The 15,413-nt window shown below is 52.7% G+C and carries 16 protein-coding genes; 5 read left to right on the forward strand and 11 right to left on the reverse strand.

The window, feature by feature from the left end; genetic code table 11:
• Positions 1-118 precede the first annotated feature (118 nt).
• Positions 119-682 carry an alkyl hydroperoxide reductase subunit C gene (gene ahpC, locus AC07NP_RS01180; protein ID WP_162379580.1) on the forward strand — a complete coding sequence of 188 codons (564 nt, stop codon included), beginning with the start codon at positions 119-121 and terminating at the stop codon, positions 680-682.
• A gap of 209 nt (positions 683-891) precedes the next feature.
• Positions 892-2,457 (forward strand): alkyl hydroperoxide reductase subunit F, encoded by a 1,566-nt coding sequence (ahpF, locus tag AC07NP_RS01185; protein ID WP_203358528.1) that lies wholly within the window; start codon positions 892-894, stop codon positions 2,455-2,457.
• 139 nt (positions 2,458-2,596) lie between these two features.
• On the opposite strand, the gene uspG is transcribed toward ahpF, so the two are convergent.
• The 3 genes from uspG to rnk all read right to left on the reverse strand — a co-directional run bounded on the left by uspG (position 2,597) and on the right by rnk (position 3,793).
• On the reverse strand, positions 2,597-3,025 hold the full coding sequence (gene uspG / locus AC07NP_RS01190) for a universal stress protein UspG (RefSeq protein ID WP_203358527.1): 429 nt from the start codon (positions 3,023-3,025) through the stop codon (positions 2,597-2,599).
• A 124-nt stretch (positions 3,026-3,149) separates the two neighbouring features.
• Positions 3,150-3,239: a small membrane protein YldA gene (gene yldA / locus AC07NP_RS01195; protein WP_304521075.1), complete on the reverse strand. Its 90-nt coding sequence runs from the start codon at positions 3,237-3,239 to the stop codon at positions 3,150-3,152.
• 143 nt (positions 3,240-3,382) lie between these two features.
• Positions 3,383-3,793 carry a nucleoside diphosphate kinase regulator gene (gene rnk, locus AC07NP_RS01200; RefSeq protein ID WP_203358526.1) on the reverse strand — a complete coding sequence of 137 codons (411 nt, stop codon included), beginning with the start codon at positions 3,791-3,793 and terminating at the stop codon, positions 3,383-3,385.
• Between the two features lie 285 nt (positions 3,794-4,078).
• Between rnk and AC07NP_RS01205 the strand changes: the two genes are divergently transcribed.
• The gene (locus tag AC07NP_RS01205) at positions 4,079-4,909 is read left to right on the forward strand and encodes an alpha/beta fold hydrolase (protein ID WP_203358525.1); all 831 of its coding nucleotides are present in this window, start codon (positions 4,079-4,081) and stop codon (positions 4,907-4,909) included.
• Positions 4,910-5,013: 104 nt separating this feature from the next.
• On the opposite strand, the gene rna is transcribed toward AC07NP_RS01205, so the two are convergent.
• The 8 genes from rna to citC all read right to left on the reverse strand — a co-directional run bounded on the left by rna (position 5,014) and on the right by citC (position 12,673).
• Positions 5,014-5,820, reverse strand: a complete 807-nt coding sequence (gene rna, locus AC07NP_RS01210) for a ribonuclease I (RefSeq protein WP_494659332.1) — start codon at positions 5,818-5,820, stop codon at positions 5,014-5,016.
• A gap of 108 nt (positions 5,821-5,928) precedes the next feature.
• The gene (gene citT, locus AC07NP_RS01215) at positions 5,929-7,392 is read right to left on the reverse strand and encodes a citrate/succinate antiporter CitT (protein ID WP_203358523.1); all 1,464 of its coding nucleotides are present in this window, start codon (positions 7,390-7,392) and stop codon (positions 5,929-5,931) included.
• Positions 7,393-7,429: 37 nt separating this feature from the next.
• Positions 7,430-8,323, reverse strand: a complete 894-nt coding sequence (gene citG, locus AC07NP_RS01220) for a triphosphoribosyl-dephospho-CoA synthase CitG (protein ID WP_494659552.1) — start codon at positions 8,321-8,323, stop codon at positions 7,430-7,432.
• Entirely contained in the window at positions 8,313-8,852 is a 540-nt protein-coding gene (gene citX / locus AC07NP_RS01225) for a citrate lyase holo-[acyl-carrier protein] synthase (RefSeq protein ID WP_494659333.1), read from the reverse strand. The genes citG and citX overlap by 11 nt, the downstream gene beginning before the upstream one ends.
• Positions 8,853-8,855: 3 nt before the next feature.
• The gene (gene citF, locus AC07NP_RS01230) at positions 8,856-10,388 is read right to left on the reverse strand and encodes a citrate lyase subunit alpha (protein ID WP_494659334.1); all 1,533 of its coding nucleotides are present in this window, start codon (positions 10,386-10,388) and stop codon (positions 8,856-8,858) included.
• Between the two features lie 10 nt (positions 10,389-10,398).
• Positions 10,399-11,307, reverse strand: coding sequence for a citrate (pro-3S)-lyase subunit beta (citE, locus tag AC07NP_RS01235; RefSeq protein ID WP_276292447.1), 909 nt, complete (start codon positions 11,305-11,307; stop codon positions 10,399-10,401).
• On the reverse strand, positions 11,304-11,600 hold the full coding sequence (citD, locus tag AC07NP_RS01240) for a citrate lyase acyl carrier protein (RefSeq protein ID WP_494659335.1): 297 nt from the start codon (positions 11,598-11,600) through the stop codon (positions 11,304-11,306). Before citD ends, citE begins: the two co-directional genes overlap by 4 nt.
• Positions 11,597-12,673 carry a [citrate (pro-3S)-lyase] ligase gene (gene citC, locus AC07NP_RS01245; RefSeq protein ID WP_494659336.1) on the reverse strand — a complete coding sequence of 359 codons (1,077 nt, stop codon included), beginning with the start codon at positions 12,671-12,673 and terminating at the stop codon, positions 11,597-11,599. The genes citD and citC overlap by 4 nt, the downstream gene beginning before the upstream one ends.
• 388 nt (positions 12,674-13,061) lie before the next feature.
• Between citC and dpiB the strand changes: the two genes are divergently transcribed.
• Together dpiB and dpiA are read left to right on the forward strand one after the other, a co-directional pair.
• The gene (gene dpiB, locus AC07NP_RS01250; protein WP_494659337.1) at positions 13,062-14,723 is read left to right on the forward strand and encodes a sensor histidine kinase DpiB; all 1,662 of its coding nucleotides are present in this window, start codon (positions 13,062-13,064) and stop codon (positions 14,721-14,723) included.
• Positions 14,692-15,372 carry a two-component response regulator DpiA gene (gene dpiA, locus AC07NP_RS01255; protein WP_203358516.1) on the forward strand — a complete coding sequence of 227 codons (681 nt, stop codon included), beginning with the start codon at positions 14,692-14,694 and terminating at the stop codon, positions 15,370-15,372. The genes dpiB and dpiA overlap by 32 nt, the downstream gene beginning before the upstream one ends.
• The last annotated feature ends 41 nt before the right edge of the window (positions 15,373-15,413 follow it).

Raw genomic sequence — 15,413 nt, forward strand, 5'->3', positions numbered from 1 at the left:
AAAGTTGTCATGCGTCAGTTGTTAGATAACGCTTATTGATTTGATAATGGAAACGCATTAGCCGAATCGGAAAAATTTCGTTAACTTACAACTCAACGAAAACACGGAGGAAGTACAGATGTCCTTGATTAACACTAAAATTAAACCTTTCAAAAACCAGGCGTTCAAAAACGGTGAATTCATCGAAGTTACCGAAAAAGATACCGAAGGCCGCTGGAGCGTTTTCTTCTTCTACCCGGCTGACTTCACTTTCGTATGCCCGACTGAACTGGGCGACGTTGCTGACCACTACGATGAACTGCAGAAACTGGGCGTAGACGTTTACTCTGTCTCTACCGACACCCACTTCACTCACAAAGCATGGCACAGCAGCTCTGAAACCATCGCGAAAATCAAATATGCGATGATCGGCGACCCGACTGGCGCCCTGACCCGTAACTTCGACAACATGCGTGAAGACGAAGGTCTGGCTGACCGTGCAACCTTCGTTGTTGACCCGCAGGGTATCATCCAGGCAATCGAAGTTACCGCTGAAGGCATTGGCCGTGATGCGTCTGACCTGCTGCGTAAAATCAAAGCGGCTCAGTATGTGGCTTCTCACCCAGGCGAAGTTTGCCCGGCGAAATGGAAAGAAGGCGAAGCGACCTTAGCACCTTCTTTAGATCTGGTGGGTAAGATCTAAGCCTTTAAGGCGCTTCGAAGCCGGATGGCGCTACGCTTATCCGGCCTACACATCGGGCCTACAACATCGTAGGCCGGGTAAACGAAGTGCCACCCGGCAATCAATGGGCGCATCAGCGCCCATTTCATTCCAACACTATGATGCAAGCCGCATTCAGGCCGCCCGCAAGGCAGCTTGCATGATGATGTTTTTAAAGCAGGAGATTAACGATGCTCGACGCTAACATGAAAACCCAGCTCAAGGCTTACCTTGAGAAACTGACGAAACCTGTTGAGCTGATTGCCACGCTGGATGACAGCGCCAAATCGGCGGAAATCAAGGAACTGCTGACTGAAATTGCCGAACTGTCAGAGAAAGTCACCTTTAAAGAAGATAACAGCCTGGCCGTACGCAAGCCGTCATTCCTGATAGCCAACCCGGGTTCAACCCAGGGACCGCGTTTTGCCGGCTCCCCGTTGGGGCATGAATTTACCTCTCTGGTACTGGCACTGTTGTGGACCGGTGGTCATCCGTCGAAAGAAGCGCAGACGCTGCTTGAGCAGATTCGCGAAATCGACGGTGATTTTGAGTTTGAAACCTATTACTCGCTCTCTTGCCACAACTGCCCGGACGTGGTGCAGGCACTGAACCTGATGGCAGTGCTGAACCCACGTATTAAGCATACGGCAATCGACGGCGGGACATTCCAGAACGAAATCACTGAACGTAACGTGATGGGCGTTCCGGCGGTTTATGTTAACGGGAAAGAGTTCGGTCAGGGGCGCATGACCCTGACGGAAATCGTCGCGAAAGTGGATACCGGCGCAGAGAAACGCGCAGCAGAAGAGTTGAACACGCGTGATGCGTATGATGTGCTGATTGTCGGCTCTGGCCCGGCGGGCGCTGCGGCGGCTGTTTACTCTGCGCGTAAAGGCATTCGCACGGGGTTGATGGGTGAACGCTTTGGCGGACAGGTACTTGATACCGTGGACATCGAAAACTACATCTCGGTGCCGAAAACCGAAGGTCAAAAGCTGGCGGGGGCATTAAAAGCGCACGTCGATGATTACGATGTGGATGTGATTGATAGCCAGAGCGCCAGCAAACTGGTGCCTGCCGCGCAAGAAGGTGGCCTGCACCAGATTCAAACGGCATCCGGTGCGGTGCTGAAAGCACGCAGCATTATCATTGCGACGGGTGCCAAATGGCGCAATATGAACGTACCGGGTGAAGACCAATATCGTACCAAAGGTGTGACGTACTGCCCGCACTGTGACGGCCCGCTGTTTAAAGGCAAACGCGTGGCGGTGATTGGCGGTGGTAACTCCGGTGTGGAAGCGGCTATCGATCTGGCAGGTATTGTGGAGCACGTGACGTTGCTGGAATTTGCGCCGGAGATGAAAGCCGATCAGGTATTGCAGGATAAAGTACGCAGCCTGAAAAACGTCGATATCATCCTGAATGCGCAGACCACAGAAGTGAAAGGCGATGGCAGCAAAGTCACTGGGCTTGAGTACCGCGACCGTGTCAGCGGCGATGTTCACAACGTGGCACTGTCGGGCATTTTTGTTCAGATTGGCCTGTTACCGAACACCACCTGGCTGGAAGGCGCCGTTGAACGTAACCGCATGGGTGAAATTATCATTGATGCGAAATGTGAAACCAGCGTGAAGGGCGTATTCGCCGCCGGTGACTGCACCACCGTACCGTACAAGCAGATAATCATCGCGACAGGCGAGGGCGCCAAAGCTTCCCTGAGCTCGTTTGATTATCTGATTCGCACGAAGACCGCATAAAAAAAGACAGTAAGACTGTCACCTGCAAGCTCAAACCGCCTGTGAAATTCCGGGCGGTTTTTTTATTATCTTCAGTTACAACAAAAAGCCCTGCCGGACTCTCTCCAGGCAGGGCTTTTCAGTATCAGACTTGGGCGAATTAACGCACGACTAACACGGGCAGGTTGGCATGGCGGACAACGCTTGACGCATTAGAACCGAGAAGATGGGTGCTGATTGACGGGTTTCGCGACCCAATAACCACCACATCCGCCTTCAGTTCTTCCGCTAAGTCGTTGACCACGTCCCGCACGTTGCCAAAACGAACATGCGGCTTAATCCGTGAAGGATCAAGACTGAAATGACCGACCATCGTTTGCAGGCGGGTTTCCGCTTCGTGCTGCAGATGCTCCTCAAAACGGCGAACATCGGCGGCAAACCGATGCAAACTCAAACTGGCGGAACCTGGCAGAACATGCAGCAGATGAATGACGCCATCCTGTTGCGCCAGAAATTCAGCGTGGCGTACGGCCTTATCGCTCAGTTCCATTTCGAAAACATCAACCGGCATAATGATTGTTTTGTACATAAGCAGTCTCTCCTTGTTATCGCATGAACATATAACATCATATTAATGAATATGATTCTGTCAGTCACGGCACAGATTTAGGTTTTTAAAGGATCAAAGAGGAGACAATACTGAGAATAAGGGATTACCAGTGCTGTTCGAGAAATAGCACAGCGGCAACGAGAATCGCTGCTATCAAGATATACACTACCGTGATACCGAGAGCCTCAGCCATATGCTTTTCCACCGACAGATACCCCAATCAGGTTAGTTCGTCGTAAAAAAAGCAGGAATGATAAATTTGGTTGATATTTAACTGGAAAGAGGATGCGAATGCATCCTCTGCAAAATAACGCGTTTGGCTTTGAAAAGACAGCGTTAGCGCAGGTAATCGCCTGCCGCTTCAGGCTGGTATTCAAGCTCCAGCACTTCAAGGTGCGTGGCGGTGCCACCTGGCAGTTCCCAGTGAATGGTGTCGCCAACGCGCAGACCTAACAGGGCAGCGCCAACCGGAGCCATCACCGACAATTGGGTGCTGCTGTCCGTCATGTTCGCCGGGTAGACCAGCGTGCGAACGCGCGTCTCGCCGTCGGCAAGGTTACGGAATTTCACCCGACTGTTCATGGTCACGACGTTATGCGGCATCTCTTCTGGTGAACACATTTGGGCGCGATCCAGCTCTGCGTTTAACGCATCAGCAATCGGTAAACCGGCAAACGCAGGTTGCTCCAACAGGCGGTCGATGCGTTCGGCGTCGAGGTCGTTGATGATAATAGTTGGTCTGGACATTTATTACTCCATGTCGTCGATACTGCGAGTAGCGCAGGTAAATAATCCCAAAAGAAAACCCTCACCGTCTGGCGGCGAGGGTTTAGCTTTCCTGATGATACTGAGACTTACCCCTTCTTTGAAGTGATTTAGTTCACATTCGGGCAAATCCTTAACATTGATAGCGTTTATAGCATTGAGTGAATTTTAGCCGAAAAACGGGATCGTTCTCAAATTTGCATTATGCTTTTTAAGCGCTCGCCGCGGGCGGGTCCACATACTCAGCGTTTCCTTGAAGGAGAGCTCATGAGCCAGTACGACAAACTCACGTTAAAAGATGGCAGTTATCTGTACTTTAAAGATTGGGGCAGCGGGCAGCCCATCGTCTTTAGCCACGGCTGGCCATTGACGGCAGATGCGTTCGAAGATCAGATGCTTTTTTTGGGATCGAAAGGGTTTCGCGTGATTGCTCACGATCGTCGGGGACATGGCCGTTCGGCACAGCCCTGGGACGGTCATCATATGGATCAGTATGCCGATGATCTGGCCGAGTTGACGTCGCACCTGAATTTAAAAGATGCGGTGCATGTCGGACATTCGACAGGCGGTGGCGAGGTCGCACGCTACATTGGTCGACACGGGACACAGCGGGTTGCGAAAGCCGTACTGATCGGCGCAGTGACGCCCATCATGGTCAAAACCGATTTTAACCCCAACGGCGTACCGAAAGAGGTGTTTGATGGGATTCGGCAAGGCGTCGTCAACGATCGCGCCGCATTTTTTTATGAGCTTACCGCGGCGTTTTATGGCTACAACCGGGCTGGAGAAAAAGAGTCAAAAGCGGTGCGTGAGAGCTTTGTCGAGCAAGGGTTACAAGGGTCAATAAAAGCCCTGTACGACTGTATTAAGGCGTTTTCAGAGACTGACCTGCGGGACGATCTCAAAAGAATGACGATTCCGACGCTGGTTATTCATGGCGATGATGATCAAATCGTACCGTTTGAAACGTGCGGTAAAGCGGCGGCGGCGATGTTGCCTGACGCGCAGTTGAAAATCTATGAAGGGGGATCGCACGGTATTTGTACCACCCATAAACACCAGATTAATCAGGACCTGCTGACGTTTATCCAGTCATAATGGCTGAACAGATTGTTCTGCGCTGATCCTCTTTATTCCACAGGGAGATGAGCGAAGCGCAATTGGCGTTAAACCGGCGCGGCTTATGCACCGGTTTCAGGGGCTTAATATCCGACGCTATCCAGTATAAAACGTTTGCCGCAGTTGCCGGGATGCGGTTGCGATGCAAAAGAGGCGGTAGCCAGCGGCTTGTTGATGGCGTTTGCATGTAACGAAAACTGCATTTCCGTCAGGTAGGCGGGATTTCCGTGGCAGCTCAACTTCACCGCTTTGATGCTCTCTTTGCCCCAGCTTGCCACCACGGCGGCATCAAAGTCCGCGCGGCTGACGGCTTTACCGTAATGGCTTCTCAGAAAATCTCCCAGCGCGCTGCGCTTAACCTCGCTGTTTAGGCGTACCATTGTGTTGAAATAGACATTCGGATCAAAACCAAAACAGGCACCGTGTTTGGCGTATTCATAGCGTTCAAGGCAAGTGTGTCCTCCGGCACCGGGCATCACCGCGCTCAACTTCGCGGCGCTTTCCAGCGACAGCCCTGTTTGAGGGGCAGCGCATTTACGGCTGGCGCGGGCTTCCGGCAGGTTGGGGATCGGGCGGGTCGCACAGCCGTAGCGCATCCATCGGCGTTCATCCACGCCTCTGACGGCAATGGATTTAGGCAGGCCTGGCCACAGTCCATGCACGGTCAGAAAATCGGCTTTGTCCTGCGTTTCTTTTTGCAGACGGCATTCGTCAGGTTCCTGACGCTGGCGTTCATGCTGGCTTTGGCAAAAACCGGTTTGCCAGGAGAGCGCCAACACATAGCGGTCGAAATCACCGTACTGTTTCGCCTGAAGTTCGTCGGCTTTCACCGTGGAGACTGGAAGCAGAAATGCGGCCAGTAGAGGACTGTAACGCCATATTGGTTTCATGATTAATTCTGATATATAGAAATACTGTATATCATCTATTTAACCATAAAAAATGCCAGTCAGGTTTATCTGACTGGCATCATTTTCATACTGTGATGCGGAAGGGGATTAGCTCCACAGAGCCAGAATCGGCCAACCCACCAGCAGCAGCATCGCGATGTAGATGACGCCAAAGATCGCGCCCAGACGCCAGTAGTCTTTGGATTTCACATAGCCACAGCCGTAAATGATGACGCCAGGGCCAGTCGCATAAGGCGTCAGACAGCCCATGATACCGATCGAAAGAACCAGCAGAATACAAAGGTGTTCCATCGGCACGCCCGGGATACCTTTACCGACCGCCAGAATAACCGGCAGCATGGTCGCGGTATGTGCGGAGAGGCTGGCGAACAGGTAGTGCGCAAAATAGAACACCAGCACCAGGACAATCACCGTTGCGTTAGGCGAGAAGCCTTCCAGGTGAGAACTCATGGTAGAAGCAAACCAGTCGATGAAGCCAGAGCGGGTCAGACCATTCGCCATCACCACCAGCGTAGCGAGGTTGACCAGCGTGTTCCACGCGCTGTTATAACGGGTAATGTCTTTCCACGGCACAACATGCAGTGCCAGCATCAGAGAGACGGCCAGCAGACCAACGGCGGTGGCGTCGATCATTTCGCCGCCAAAAACCCACAGACCTAAGCTGAGCAGTACCAGGCCTATCAACGTTGTTTCTTTGCGGGTCAGACTGCCCATGGTTTTAAGCTCGTCACCAGCCCATGCAGCGACTTCCGCACTGTGGGTGACTTCCGGCTTGTAGAGCACGTATGAGAGCCACGGCGCAACGATCAGCAAAATAATGCCCACTGGCAGGAAGCTCAGGAACCATTGCAGCCAGCTAATCTGAATACCTGCAATTTTGCTGACGAATTCCAGACCCAGTACGTTCGGTGCCGCGCCGGTGACAAACATGGAAGAACTGAGACTGGTACTGATCACCATCATCCACATCAGATACCCACCGATACGACGTGCGGAAGGATCGTTAGGGAATGATTTAAACAGCGGCGGCAGGTTTTTGATTACCGGGAATACGGTCCCCCCGGTTCGCGCCGTGTTAGAGGGCGTAAACGGCGCCAGAAGGATGTCAATGATGACAATGGCATAGCCCAGCGTCAGGGTACGCTTACCCATGAATTTCACCAGGAACAGCGCGATTCGACGTCCCAGACCAGTCACTTCGTAGCCCAGAGCGAAAATAAAGGCGCCAAATACCAGCCATACGGTGGTGCTGGAGAAACCGGCCAGCCCCCATTTCAACGCCTGTTTACCGGCATCAAAACTGGGGTCCGCCAGCTCTTTGGCATCAAACAGCAGGTAGTTGCTGCCAATCACGCAAATGGTAACGGCAATAAAACTGATGGCTGTCGCCGGAATCGGCTCCAGAATCATCCCGACAATCATCGCCACAAAAACGGCGAAATAGTGCCAGGCCTGAGGGGGCATCCCATCGGGGACAGGGATAAGAAACATGACGCCCATTACTACCAATGGGGCCAACAACTTCCATATATTATCTTTAGATAAAGACATGAGTGATTCTCCGGAAAGGATCTTTTATGTAATTGTGTTAATGGTTAACTTGCGAAATTTGGGCTAAAAACCAGGTGACAATCAGTAGATCGGCGCACCCTCCTGGGCTGAGGTTGCGCTCAATGCACTGCTGGTCGAACTGCCGTAAAGAATGAAGATCGGCGGGAGTGCGTATCCCCCCGTTTTGCAGCAGACTCTTTGCCTGCTGCTGTAACCAGCGCAGCCCCTGCTCCCCACCGCGAGACGCGACGTTGGTATCCCCATTCATCGCCATCAGCAGCAGTAAGGTATCGAGTAACGCCAGTTCAGGATCTCGCCCCTGAGCCAGCAGAGCACGGTAGTGCGGCAGCGCATGATGAATCACGAGCGGATAACCTGCTTCAGCTTCACCTCGTGCACCGGTTAACCCCAATTGTTGATAGAGACGCTGACCTGCTGTGAGTTGTTGATTGTTCTGGCGCAGTTCGTGCTGTGTCATTCCTGCGCAAAATGCTGCGGCGGTGTGACAGAGCGTCTCGGGAGTGATTGGGGAGTGTCGTTGATGGAGGCGACCCACGGCGGCAAACAGCAATCCCAGTGAAAAAATGCTGCCTTTGTGCGTGTTTACCCCGGCGGTCGCGCGGAACATGTCCGCTTCGCAAGCCATCCCAATCGGACGTAGGCCTTTCAGTACGTCCTCTGGCGACATTTGCGCGCTGTAAGCGCCATATTCGATAAAGCGTGGCAGCCAGGCCTGGATTGCCAGGGCGCTACGGTGGAAATCTTCCAGCGCCATATCTTTGTGCGCACCGCAGTTGAGGCGATCCACCAGACCGGGTTTGGGCGATAAATTCACCTCGGTCATCATGGCGCGCCATCCCAGCGTTGCCCAGTCTTCGAGCAAAGAGGGGGACAGGGCGGTGGTCGTGGTCGACGTTGCGTTATTGGGCATCATGCAGCAACGCCTCCATGTGAATGAGAAGTTCGGAAAGCGCATGGGTTTTACCCCGCGCGCATTCAACGGCGCTTTGCTCACACAGCAGACAGCGGCGAGGCGGAAGCGCAAAATCGCGGCGGGACACGATGACCCCTTCTGGGGTCAGCACATCGATGTCCCACAAACGTCCCAGTGGGGACTGATGTTCAAGTTCGATCGTGGCAAGCTTGATGTCGCGGGCCGGACCTTCAAGCGCAAACAGCGCTTCCGGCCCGCTGGCTGAAACCACGATGGACTGCTCCCTGATAAACCAGCCAGATTTCTGCATCAGTACGTGCAGAGCATTCACGCCGTGATTAAAGATGCCGCGGGTGACTTCGCTGTCTTTAATCGGCCCTGGCGCTACCACGGTAAAGGAGATCAGTGGTGTAGCATGGCGCGCGAGCCAGGCGTGTTGCTTTGCTTGTCTCTCATCACGGCTGGCGAGCAGCTCGGGAATAGAAACCGCATGACGGGTGGCATTATTAACAGGAAGCAGGTGCATGGTTTATTCCTTCACCTGATGAACGACATCAATGACCGAACCATCGCGGTAACGCACCACGGCAATCACGCGGTCGGTGAATTCAATCGGGCGAGGCTGACCGGTGAGCAGTTGCGCACGTTCGCGCAGCCATTCGATCGACACCACTTTCATTCCCGCTTCTTTCAGACGTTCGGCCAGTTCCGGACGCGCCGGGTTGACGGCGATGCCATGGTCTGTCACCAGAATGTCAACGCTGGAACCTGGGGTTACACAGGTAGTCACATTGTCTACCAGCGTCGGGATACGACCACGTACCAACGGCGCGACGATAATAGACAGGGCTGCGGCAACGGCGGTATCGCAGTGACCACCGGATGCGCCACGCAATACGCCGTCAGAACCGGTCAGCACGTTGACATTAAAGTGAGTGTCCACTTCCAGTGCGCTCAGTACCACGACATCCAGACGGTCAACCGATGCCCCTTTAGAACCCCAGTTGGCGTACTGGTTGGCGCTGATTTCGATGTGATTCGGGTTGCGGGCCAGTGATTCGGCGGCATTGCGGTCAAAGCTTTGTACATCCAGCAGCTTGCGGATCAGCCCTTTCTCATGCAGGTCAACGATGGTGGCGGTGATCCCCCCCAACGCGAAATCGGCGCGAATATCGCGGCTGCGCATTTTGTCTTCCAGGAAACGGGTGACGGCAAGAGACGCGCCGCCGGTTCCGGTTTGCAGGGAGAATCCCTCTTTGAAGTAGCCAGAGTTGGCGATTACTTCTGCCGCGCTGCGGGCGATCAGCAGCTCGCGCGGGTTGGTGGTCATACGGGTCGCGTCAGCACCGATTTTATCGGCATCACCCACCTGGTCGATCTGCACGATGAGATCCACCTGATCCTGAGCAATGCTGGCCGGGTTATGCGGATAGGGCAGTAACGCCTCTGTCAGCAGCACGACCTGTTTCGCGTTTTCGGCATCGACTTTCGCATAGCCCAGAGAACCGCAACAGGCTTTACCGGTATAACCATTGGCGTTACCGAAAGAATCGCAGGAGGGAACCCCGAGGAATGCCACATCAATACTCAATTCACCGCTTTGTACGAGGTGTACACGACCGCCGTGTGAATGGATTTGCACGGGGTCTTCCAGCAATCCGCGGGAAATTTCTTCCGCCAACGGTCCGCGCAGACCGGAGGTATAGATACGGCTAACCACACCCTTGCGGATATGACCGACCAGCGGCGCATGGCAGTCGCTCAGCGAACTGGAGGCCAGGGTCAGATTTTTAAAGCCCATTCTGGCGATCGTGTCCATGACCAGGTTGATCGTCAGATCGCCGCCACGGAAAGCGTGGTGGAAAGAGATAGTCATACCGTCCTGCAAACCGGAACGGCGAATGGCTTCTTCGAGATCGGCACACAGTTTTTTGTTGCGCGGTTTTTGCGCCTGCAGGTTCTGTTTTGAGCTGCTCTGAAAGGCGGAAAGTTCACTTTCCGCGCGGCGACTCCAGGCTGTTACCCGTTCCTGTCGTTGAAGTTGTTCGATTTTCTGCGTCATTTTTTTTGCCTTATTCTTCGCGGATGCCGGAAAGTTCTGCGCGGGAAAGCACCAGACGAGCACGTTCAATAACCGGGCTGTCTACCATCTTGCCGTTCAGAGAAACGACGCCACGGCCTTCACGAGCAGCGGCTTCAGCGGCCTCCACTACCAGACGGGCATGGGTCACTTCTTTCTGCGTCGGGGCATACAGGTTGTGCAGCAGTTCAATCTGGCGTGGGTTAATGAGCGACTTGCCGTCAAAACCCAGCTGCTTGATATGCGAAGCTTCATTCAGGAAACCCGCTTCGTTGTTGGCATCGGAATAGACAGTGTCAAACGCCTGAATACCGGCAGAACGCGCCGCCTGCAAAATGGAGCATCGTGCAAACAGAAGCTCGGTACCTTCTGGCGAACGCTCGGTACGCAGGTTACGTACGTAGTCTTCCGCGCCCAGCGCAATACCGATCAGACGTTCAGACGCATGCGCAATTTCGACCGCGCGGGTGATGCCCAGCGGCGATTCCACGGCGGCTAACAAACCGGTGCTACCGGCTTCGCGACCGCAGGTTTTCTCAATACGCAGGATCTCTTTTTCAATATCGATAACGTCCTGCGCGGTGTCGGTTTTCGGTAAACGCACAATATCGGCGCCGCCGCGGACAACGGCTTCCAGGTCGTTGATACCCCATTCAGAATCGAGGGCGTTAACGCGCACAATGGTTTCAATATCGCGATAAAGTGGGTGTTGCAGGGCGTGGTATACCAGACGACGAGCGGCATCTTTTTCACGCAGGGCGACAGAGTCTTCCAGATCGAACATCAGCGCATCTGCCGGATAGATGAACGAATTGCTGATCATGGCGGCATTGGCGCCAGGTACGAACAGCATGCTGCGACGGGTGCGGGATTTACGTTGTTGTAAGGAGGCGGAAATCATTGGCGATCCTCCCAGGGCAGTGCCGGGATACCGCTGGCGCGCGCCAGCAGGGTTTCCAGTCGGGCGCGTAAAATGCAGTCCAGCGCGCCTTTATCATCGACATTCAGCTGTACGCCGCGCACATCGTAGCGTGAGAGCACGTCCAGAATGGTCGTGCGGATAGCATCGCCAAACTGTTTTTCAACGCTGCTGTTGATTTGCAGGTCGATTTCCTGCGTGTCGAGCGGAGCGATGCGTATCATCACATCTCCAGACTCAAGGGTGCCGGCGACGGCTGCCTGGTTTATTTTCATTTTTCACCTGTTTCTAATGCGGGGGTCTTTTGGCGGACTGTCGCGCTGGATGGGCTGCGCTCAAGCATGTTCTGCAGATAGTGCAGAGTGGCTTCAGGCACCAGCGGCGCGATAGCCGTGAGATCTTTTTTAACCAGCAGCTTGCGTACCCAGGAGGCGGAAATCGGCATCTCCTGAAAACACAGCCGCTCAATTTCCACCAGCTCAATGGGTGGGGCGGGAAGCGCGGGCGTTTCCAGCCAGTAACGCATATCGTGGTTGTACTGAGAGGTGACGGTACAAAACGGTTCAGTACCCACGAAACGGTGGGTGACGCCCAGTGCGGGCGCCAGGTACTGACGGAAAATCTTCAGGTCGATTTCGGTGTAGCAGTGGTTGATAACACTCTGCTCTTTGATGAAGTAGCACGGGAAGGTGGCGCGGGAGATGATGTATTCGGAGCCACGATGGACGGTTAATCGCGGGATATCCGCAGTCCCTTTGAGCACTAAATCAAATCGATCTTCGTACGGAAAACGGGATGTATCTTCTTTGACTAAGAACACGTGCAGCCAGTCACATTGTGCTGCCGCTTGTTGAATCAGGTACCGGTGACCCTGTGTGAATGGGTTGGCATTCATCACGATACAGCCAATTTTTTTGCCGTCCCGCCGCTGTTTTGCCAGGGATTCGGCGTAGCGTTTTAATCGTGTGGTGCTGTTTTCCATCAGCACCATCACGCCGGGTACGCTGGTCAGCGTTGCGAAACCGCACTGTTTAAACAGCGCTTCGTATTCGGTTTTTGTATAGATGAAGAGATGTGTGCAGTGTCTTTCATAGGCGAGATTGATAAGCTCAGTCGCCAGCGTTAGCGCTAAACCTTCGCCCCGTACTGATTCGCTGATGGCCACGCATTTTATGATATTTCCAGCAATGCCACCGCAGGCGATAAGGTGATCGTCACGCATAACAGTTATGAATATTTCAACGGTGGTATCCACGCTCAGATCATTCTCTTTCAGGAATTTCGTGATCGCCGCCATTTTTATATTTTCAGAGCGTTTGACTTGTGTGAACACATTATTTTCAAACATAGTGAAAAGGCTCCTGAAGATATATATTGTTGCTGGGTTTTTGTGTTTGTTGTGCAATTTTGTCAATTGATAACGTTTTGTTTACGTCAGGGCGTTTTGCTTTTTTTATTCGCCATTAGTCCTCTTTCTCCCTGACATATACATCGTAAGGAGTATTAAAGAGGTAAATTTTGATTTATTTCACAAAGAGTTAGATGGTTTTTATGTGTTTTATGGTTTTAAGTTTTTTAATTAACTTAACGATCATTTAAGGCGTGGTTTTAATTTGTTTAATTGATTTAAGGTGGGGAATCTGTAACGATCTTAGATTATTCTCTTCTTCCGGAAGAAAACATTTTTATTACATCTATGCGTTAAGTGTACCGGTTGACATAGGTAAGGAACAATAATGCCCGCTCATAAAAATAAAAAGCAGTTTCTTTTTTTCCGGCGCCTTGCGTTTCCGTTACGCATTTTTCTCCTTATTCTGGTGGTTTCTATTTTTATCATCGCGGCCCTGGCGCGGTATTTTTCTGCGAGTTTCGAGGACTATCTGGTGACCCATGTCAGGGATATGGCGATGAACCAGGCGAAGATCATTGCCTCGAATGACAGCATTATCTCTGCCGTCGAACACCGTGATTACACACGATTAGCCAGCATTGCGGATAAACTGCAGAGCGATACCGATTTCGACTATGTCGTGATCGGCGACCGCAATTCGATTCGCCTCTACCACCCGAATCCGGCAAAAATTGGTCAGCCCATGCAGTTCACCAAACCCGGCGCGCTTGAAAAGGGTGAAAGCTATTTTATTATGGGGGAGGGGTCTATCGGCATGGCGATGCGCGCCAAGACGCCGATATTCAATGAGAGTGGTCAGGTGATCGGTGTGGTGTCGATTGGTTATCTGGTCAGCAAAATCGATAGCTGGCGACTGGACTTTTTATTACCGATGGCGGGCGTATTTGTCCTGTTATTGTTGCTACTGATGCTACTTTCATGGTTTTTTGCTTCCCATATTCGCCGCCAGATGTTGGGGATGGAACCAAAGCAAATCGCGCGGGTGGTACGCCAGCAGGAGGCGTTGTTTAGTTCTGTCTATGAAGGGCTGATTGCCGTTGATCCTGAAGGGTTTATTACCGCCATTAACCGTAGCGCCAGGAAAATGCTGGGTTTGTCTTCTCCCGGGAGGCAGTGGCTGGGAAAACCGATTGAAGAGGTGGTGAAACCCGCAGATTTTTTCACTCAGGAGATCGCGGAGCCACGCCAGAATGTGATGGCCAATTTTAATGGGCTCAGTGTTATTGCTAATCGCGAGGCGATCCGCTCTGGCGACGAGTTACTTGGGGCGATCATCAGCTTTCGAAGCAAAGATGAGATTTCTACCCTTAATGCGCAACTAAGCCAAATCAAACAATATGTTGAGAGTCTCAGAACTCTGCGCCATGAACATCTAAACTGGATGTCCACGCTCAATGGTTTGCTGCAAATGAAGGAGTATGATCGCGTCCGGGAGATGGTGCAGGGGGAATCGCAGGCGCAGCAACAGCTTATTGACAGCCTGCGTAGCGCGTTTTCCGACCGTCAGGTCGCCGGTCTACTGTTTGGCAAAGTGCAGCGTGCGCGGGAGTTAGGGCTCCAGATGACGATTGTGCCCGGTAGCCAGTTACACCAGCTTCCGGAAGGGCTTGATAGCACAGAGTTTGCGGCGATTGTCGGGAATCTGCTCGATAATGCCTTTGAAGCCAGTTTGCGGACTCCGCAAGGAAATAATGTCGTTGAGCTCTTTTTGAGCGACGAAGGGGATGAAGTCATCATCGAAGTTGCCGATCAGGGTTGCGGCGTTCCTGAGGCATTGCGCGAAAAAATATTCGAACAGGGGGTCAGTACGCGAACTGACGAACCTGGAGAACATGGCATTGGACTGTATTTGATTGCAAGTTATGTGGGGCGCTGTGGGGGGATCATTACGCTGGAAGACAATGATCCTTGCGGCACCTTGTTTTCTCTATTTCTTCCGAAAGTGAAAAAAAACAATGACGGAACCATTAAGCATACTGATCGTTGAGGATGAAACGCTGCTGGCGGAAATGCACGCGGAATATATTCGCCATATTCCGGGTTTTAAACAGATCTGGCTTGCCGGGAATCTGGCGCAGGCCCGGATGATGATTGAGCGTTTTAAGCCTGGGCTCATTTTACTGGATAACTATCTGCCAGACGGAAAGGGCATCACGTTACTCCACGAATTGACGCAGTCACGCTATCCCGGCGGCGTTGTCTTTACCACGGCGGCCAGCGATATGGATACGGTGTCTGAGGCCGTGCGCAGCGGGGCGTTTGATTATCTTATCAAACCGATTGCCTATGAGCGACTCGGTCAAACGCTTACACGGTATCAGCAGCGCCGGCGCATGCTGGCGGGTAACGACAGCGCCAGTCAGCGGCAAATTGACGAAATGTTTAATGCATATGCCAGGGGAGAATCCAAAGGCGATCTACCTACGGGAATCGATGCGTTAACGCTTAATGCGATACTCAAGCTGTTTAGTGATCCGACGGTTCAGCATACCGCAGAAACCGTGGCGCAGGCGCTGACCATTAGCCGGACGACCTCCCGGCGCTATCTGGAATACTGTGCAGGTCGCCATCTGATTGTTGCAGAGATCGTTCACGGTAAGATTGGCAGGCCGCAACGAATCTACCACGGAGGATGATTCGGCTATGCCGGATAGCGGTGCAATGAGCGTCGCTACCC

Source organism: Citrobacter sp. GW821-FHT07H02, assembly GCF_059418505.1.

Coding starts and splice junctions, on each gene's coding strand:
- ahpC (WP_162379580.1), top strand. CDS start 119: ATGTCCTTGATTAACACTAAAATTAAACCTTTCAAAAACCAGGCGTTC.
- ahpF (WP_203358528.1), top strand. CDS start 892: ATGCTCGACGCTAACATGAAAACCCAGCTCAAGGCTTACCTTGAGAAA.
- uspG (WP_203358527.1), bottom strand. CDS start 3,025: ATGTACAAAACAATCATTATGCCGGTTGATGTTTTCGAAATGGAACTG.
- yldA (WP_304521075.1), bottom strand. CDS start 3,239: ATGGCTGAGGCTCTCGGTATCACGGTAGTGTATATCTTGATAGCAGCG.
- rnk (WP_203358526.1), bottom strand. CDS start 3,793: ATGTCCAGACCAACTATTATCATCAACGACCTCGACGCCGAACGCATC.
- AC07NP_RS01205 (WP_203358525.1), top strand. CDS start 4,079: ATGAGCCAGTACGACAAACTCACGTTAAAAGATGGCAGTTATCTGTAC.
- rna (WP_494659332.1), bottom strand. CDS start 5,820: ATGAAACCAATATGGCGTTACAGTCCTCTACTGGCCGCATTTCTGCTT.
- citT (WP_203358523.1), bottom strand. CDS start 7,392: ATGTCTTTATCTAAAGATAATATATGGAAGTTGTTGGCCCCATTGGTA.
- citG (WP_494659552.1), bottom strand. CDS start 8,323: ATGCCCAATAACGCAACGTCGACCACGACCACCGCCCTGTCCCCCTCT.
- citX (WP_494659333.1), bottom strand. CDS start 8,852: ATGCACCTGCTTCCTGTTAATAATGCCACCCGTCATGCGGTTTCTATT.
- citF (WP_494659334.1), bottom strand. CDS start 10,388: ATGACGCAGAAAATCGAACAACTTCAACGACAGGAACGGGTAACAGCC.
- citE (WP_276292447.1), bottom strand. CDS start 11,307: ATGATTTCCGCCTCCTTACAACAACGTAAATCCCGCACCCGTCGCAGC.
- citD (WP_494659335.1), bottom strand. CDS start 11,600: ATGAAAATAAACCAGGCAGCCGTCGCCGGCACCCTTGAGTCTGGAGAT.
- citC (WP_494659336.1), bottom strand. CDS start 12,673: ATGTTTGAAAATAATGTGTTCACACAAGTCAAACGCTCTGAAAATATA.
- dpiB (WP_494659337.1), top strand. CDS start 13,062: ATGCCCGCTCATAAAAATAAAAAGCAGTTTCTTTTTTTCCGGCGCCTT.
- dpiA (WP_203358516.1), top strand. CDS start 14,692: ATGACGGAACCATTAAGCATACTGATCGTTGAGGATGAAACGCTGCTG.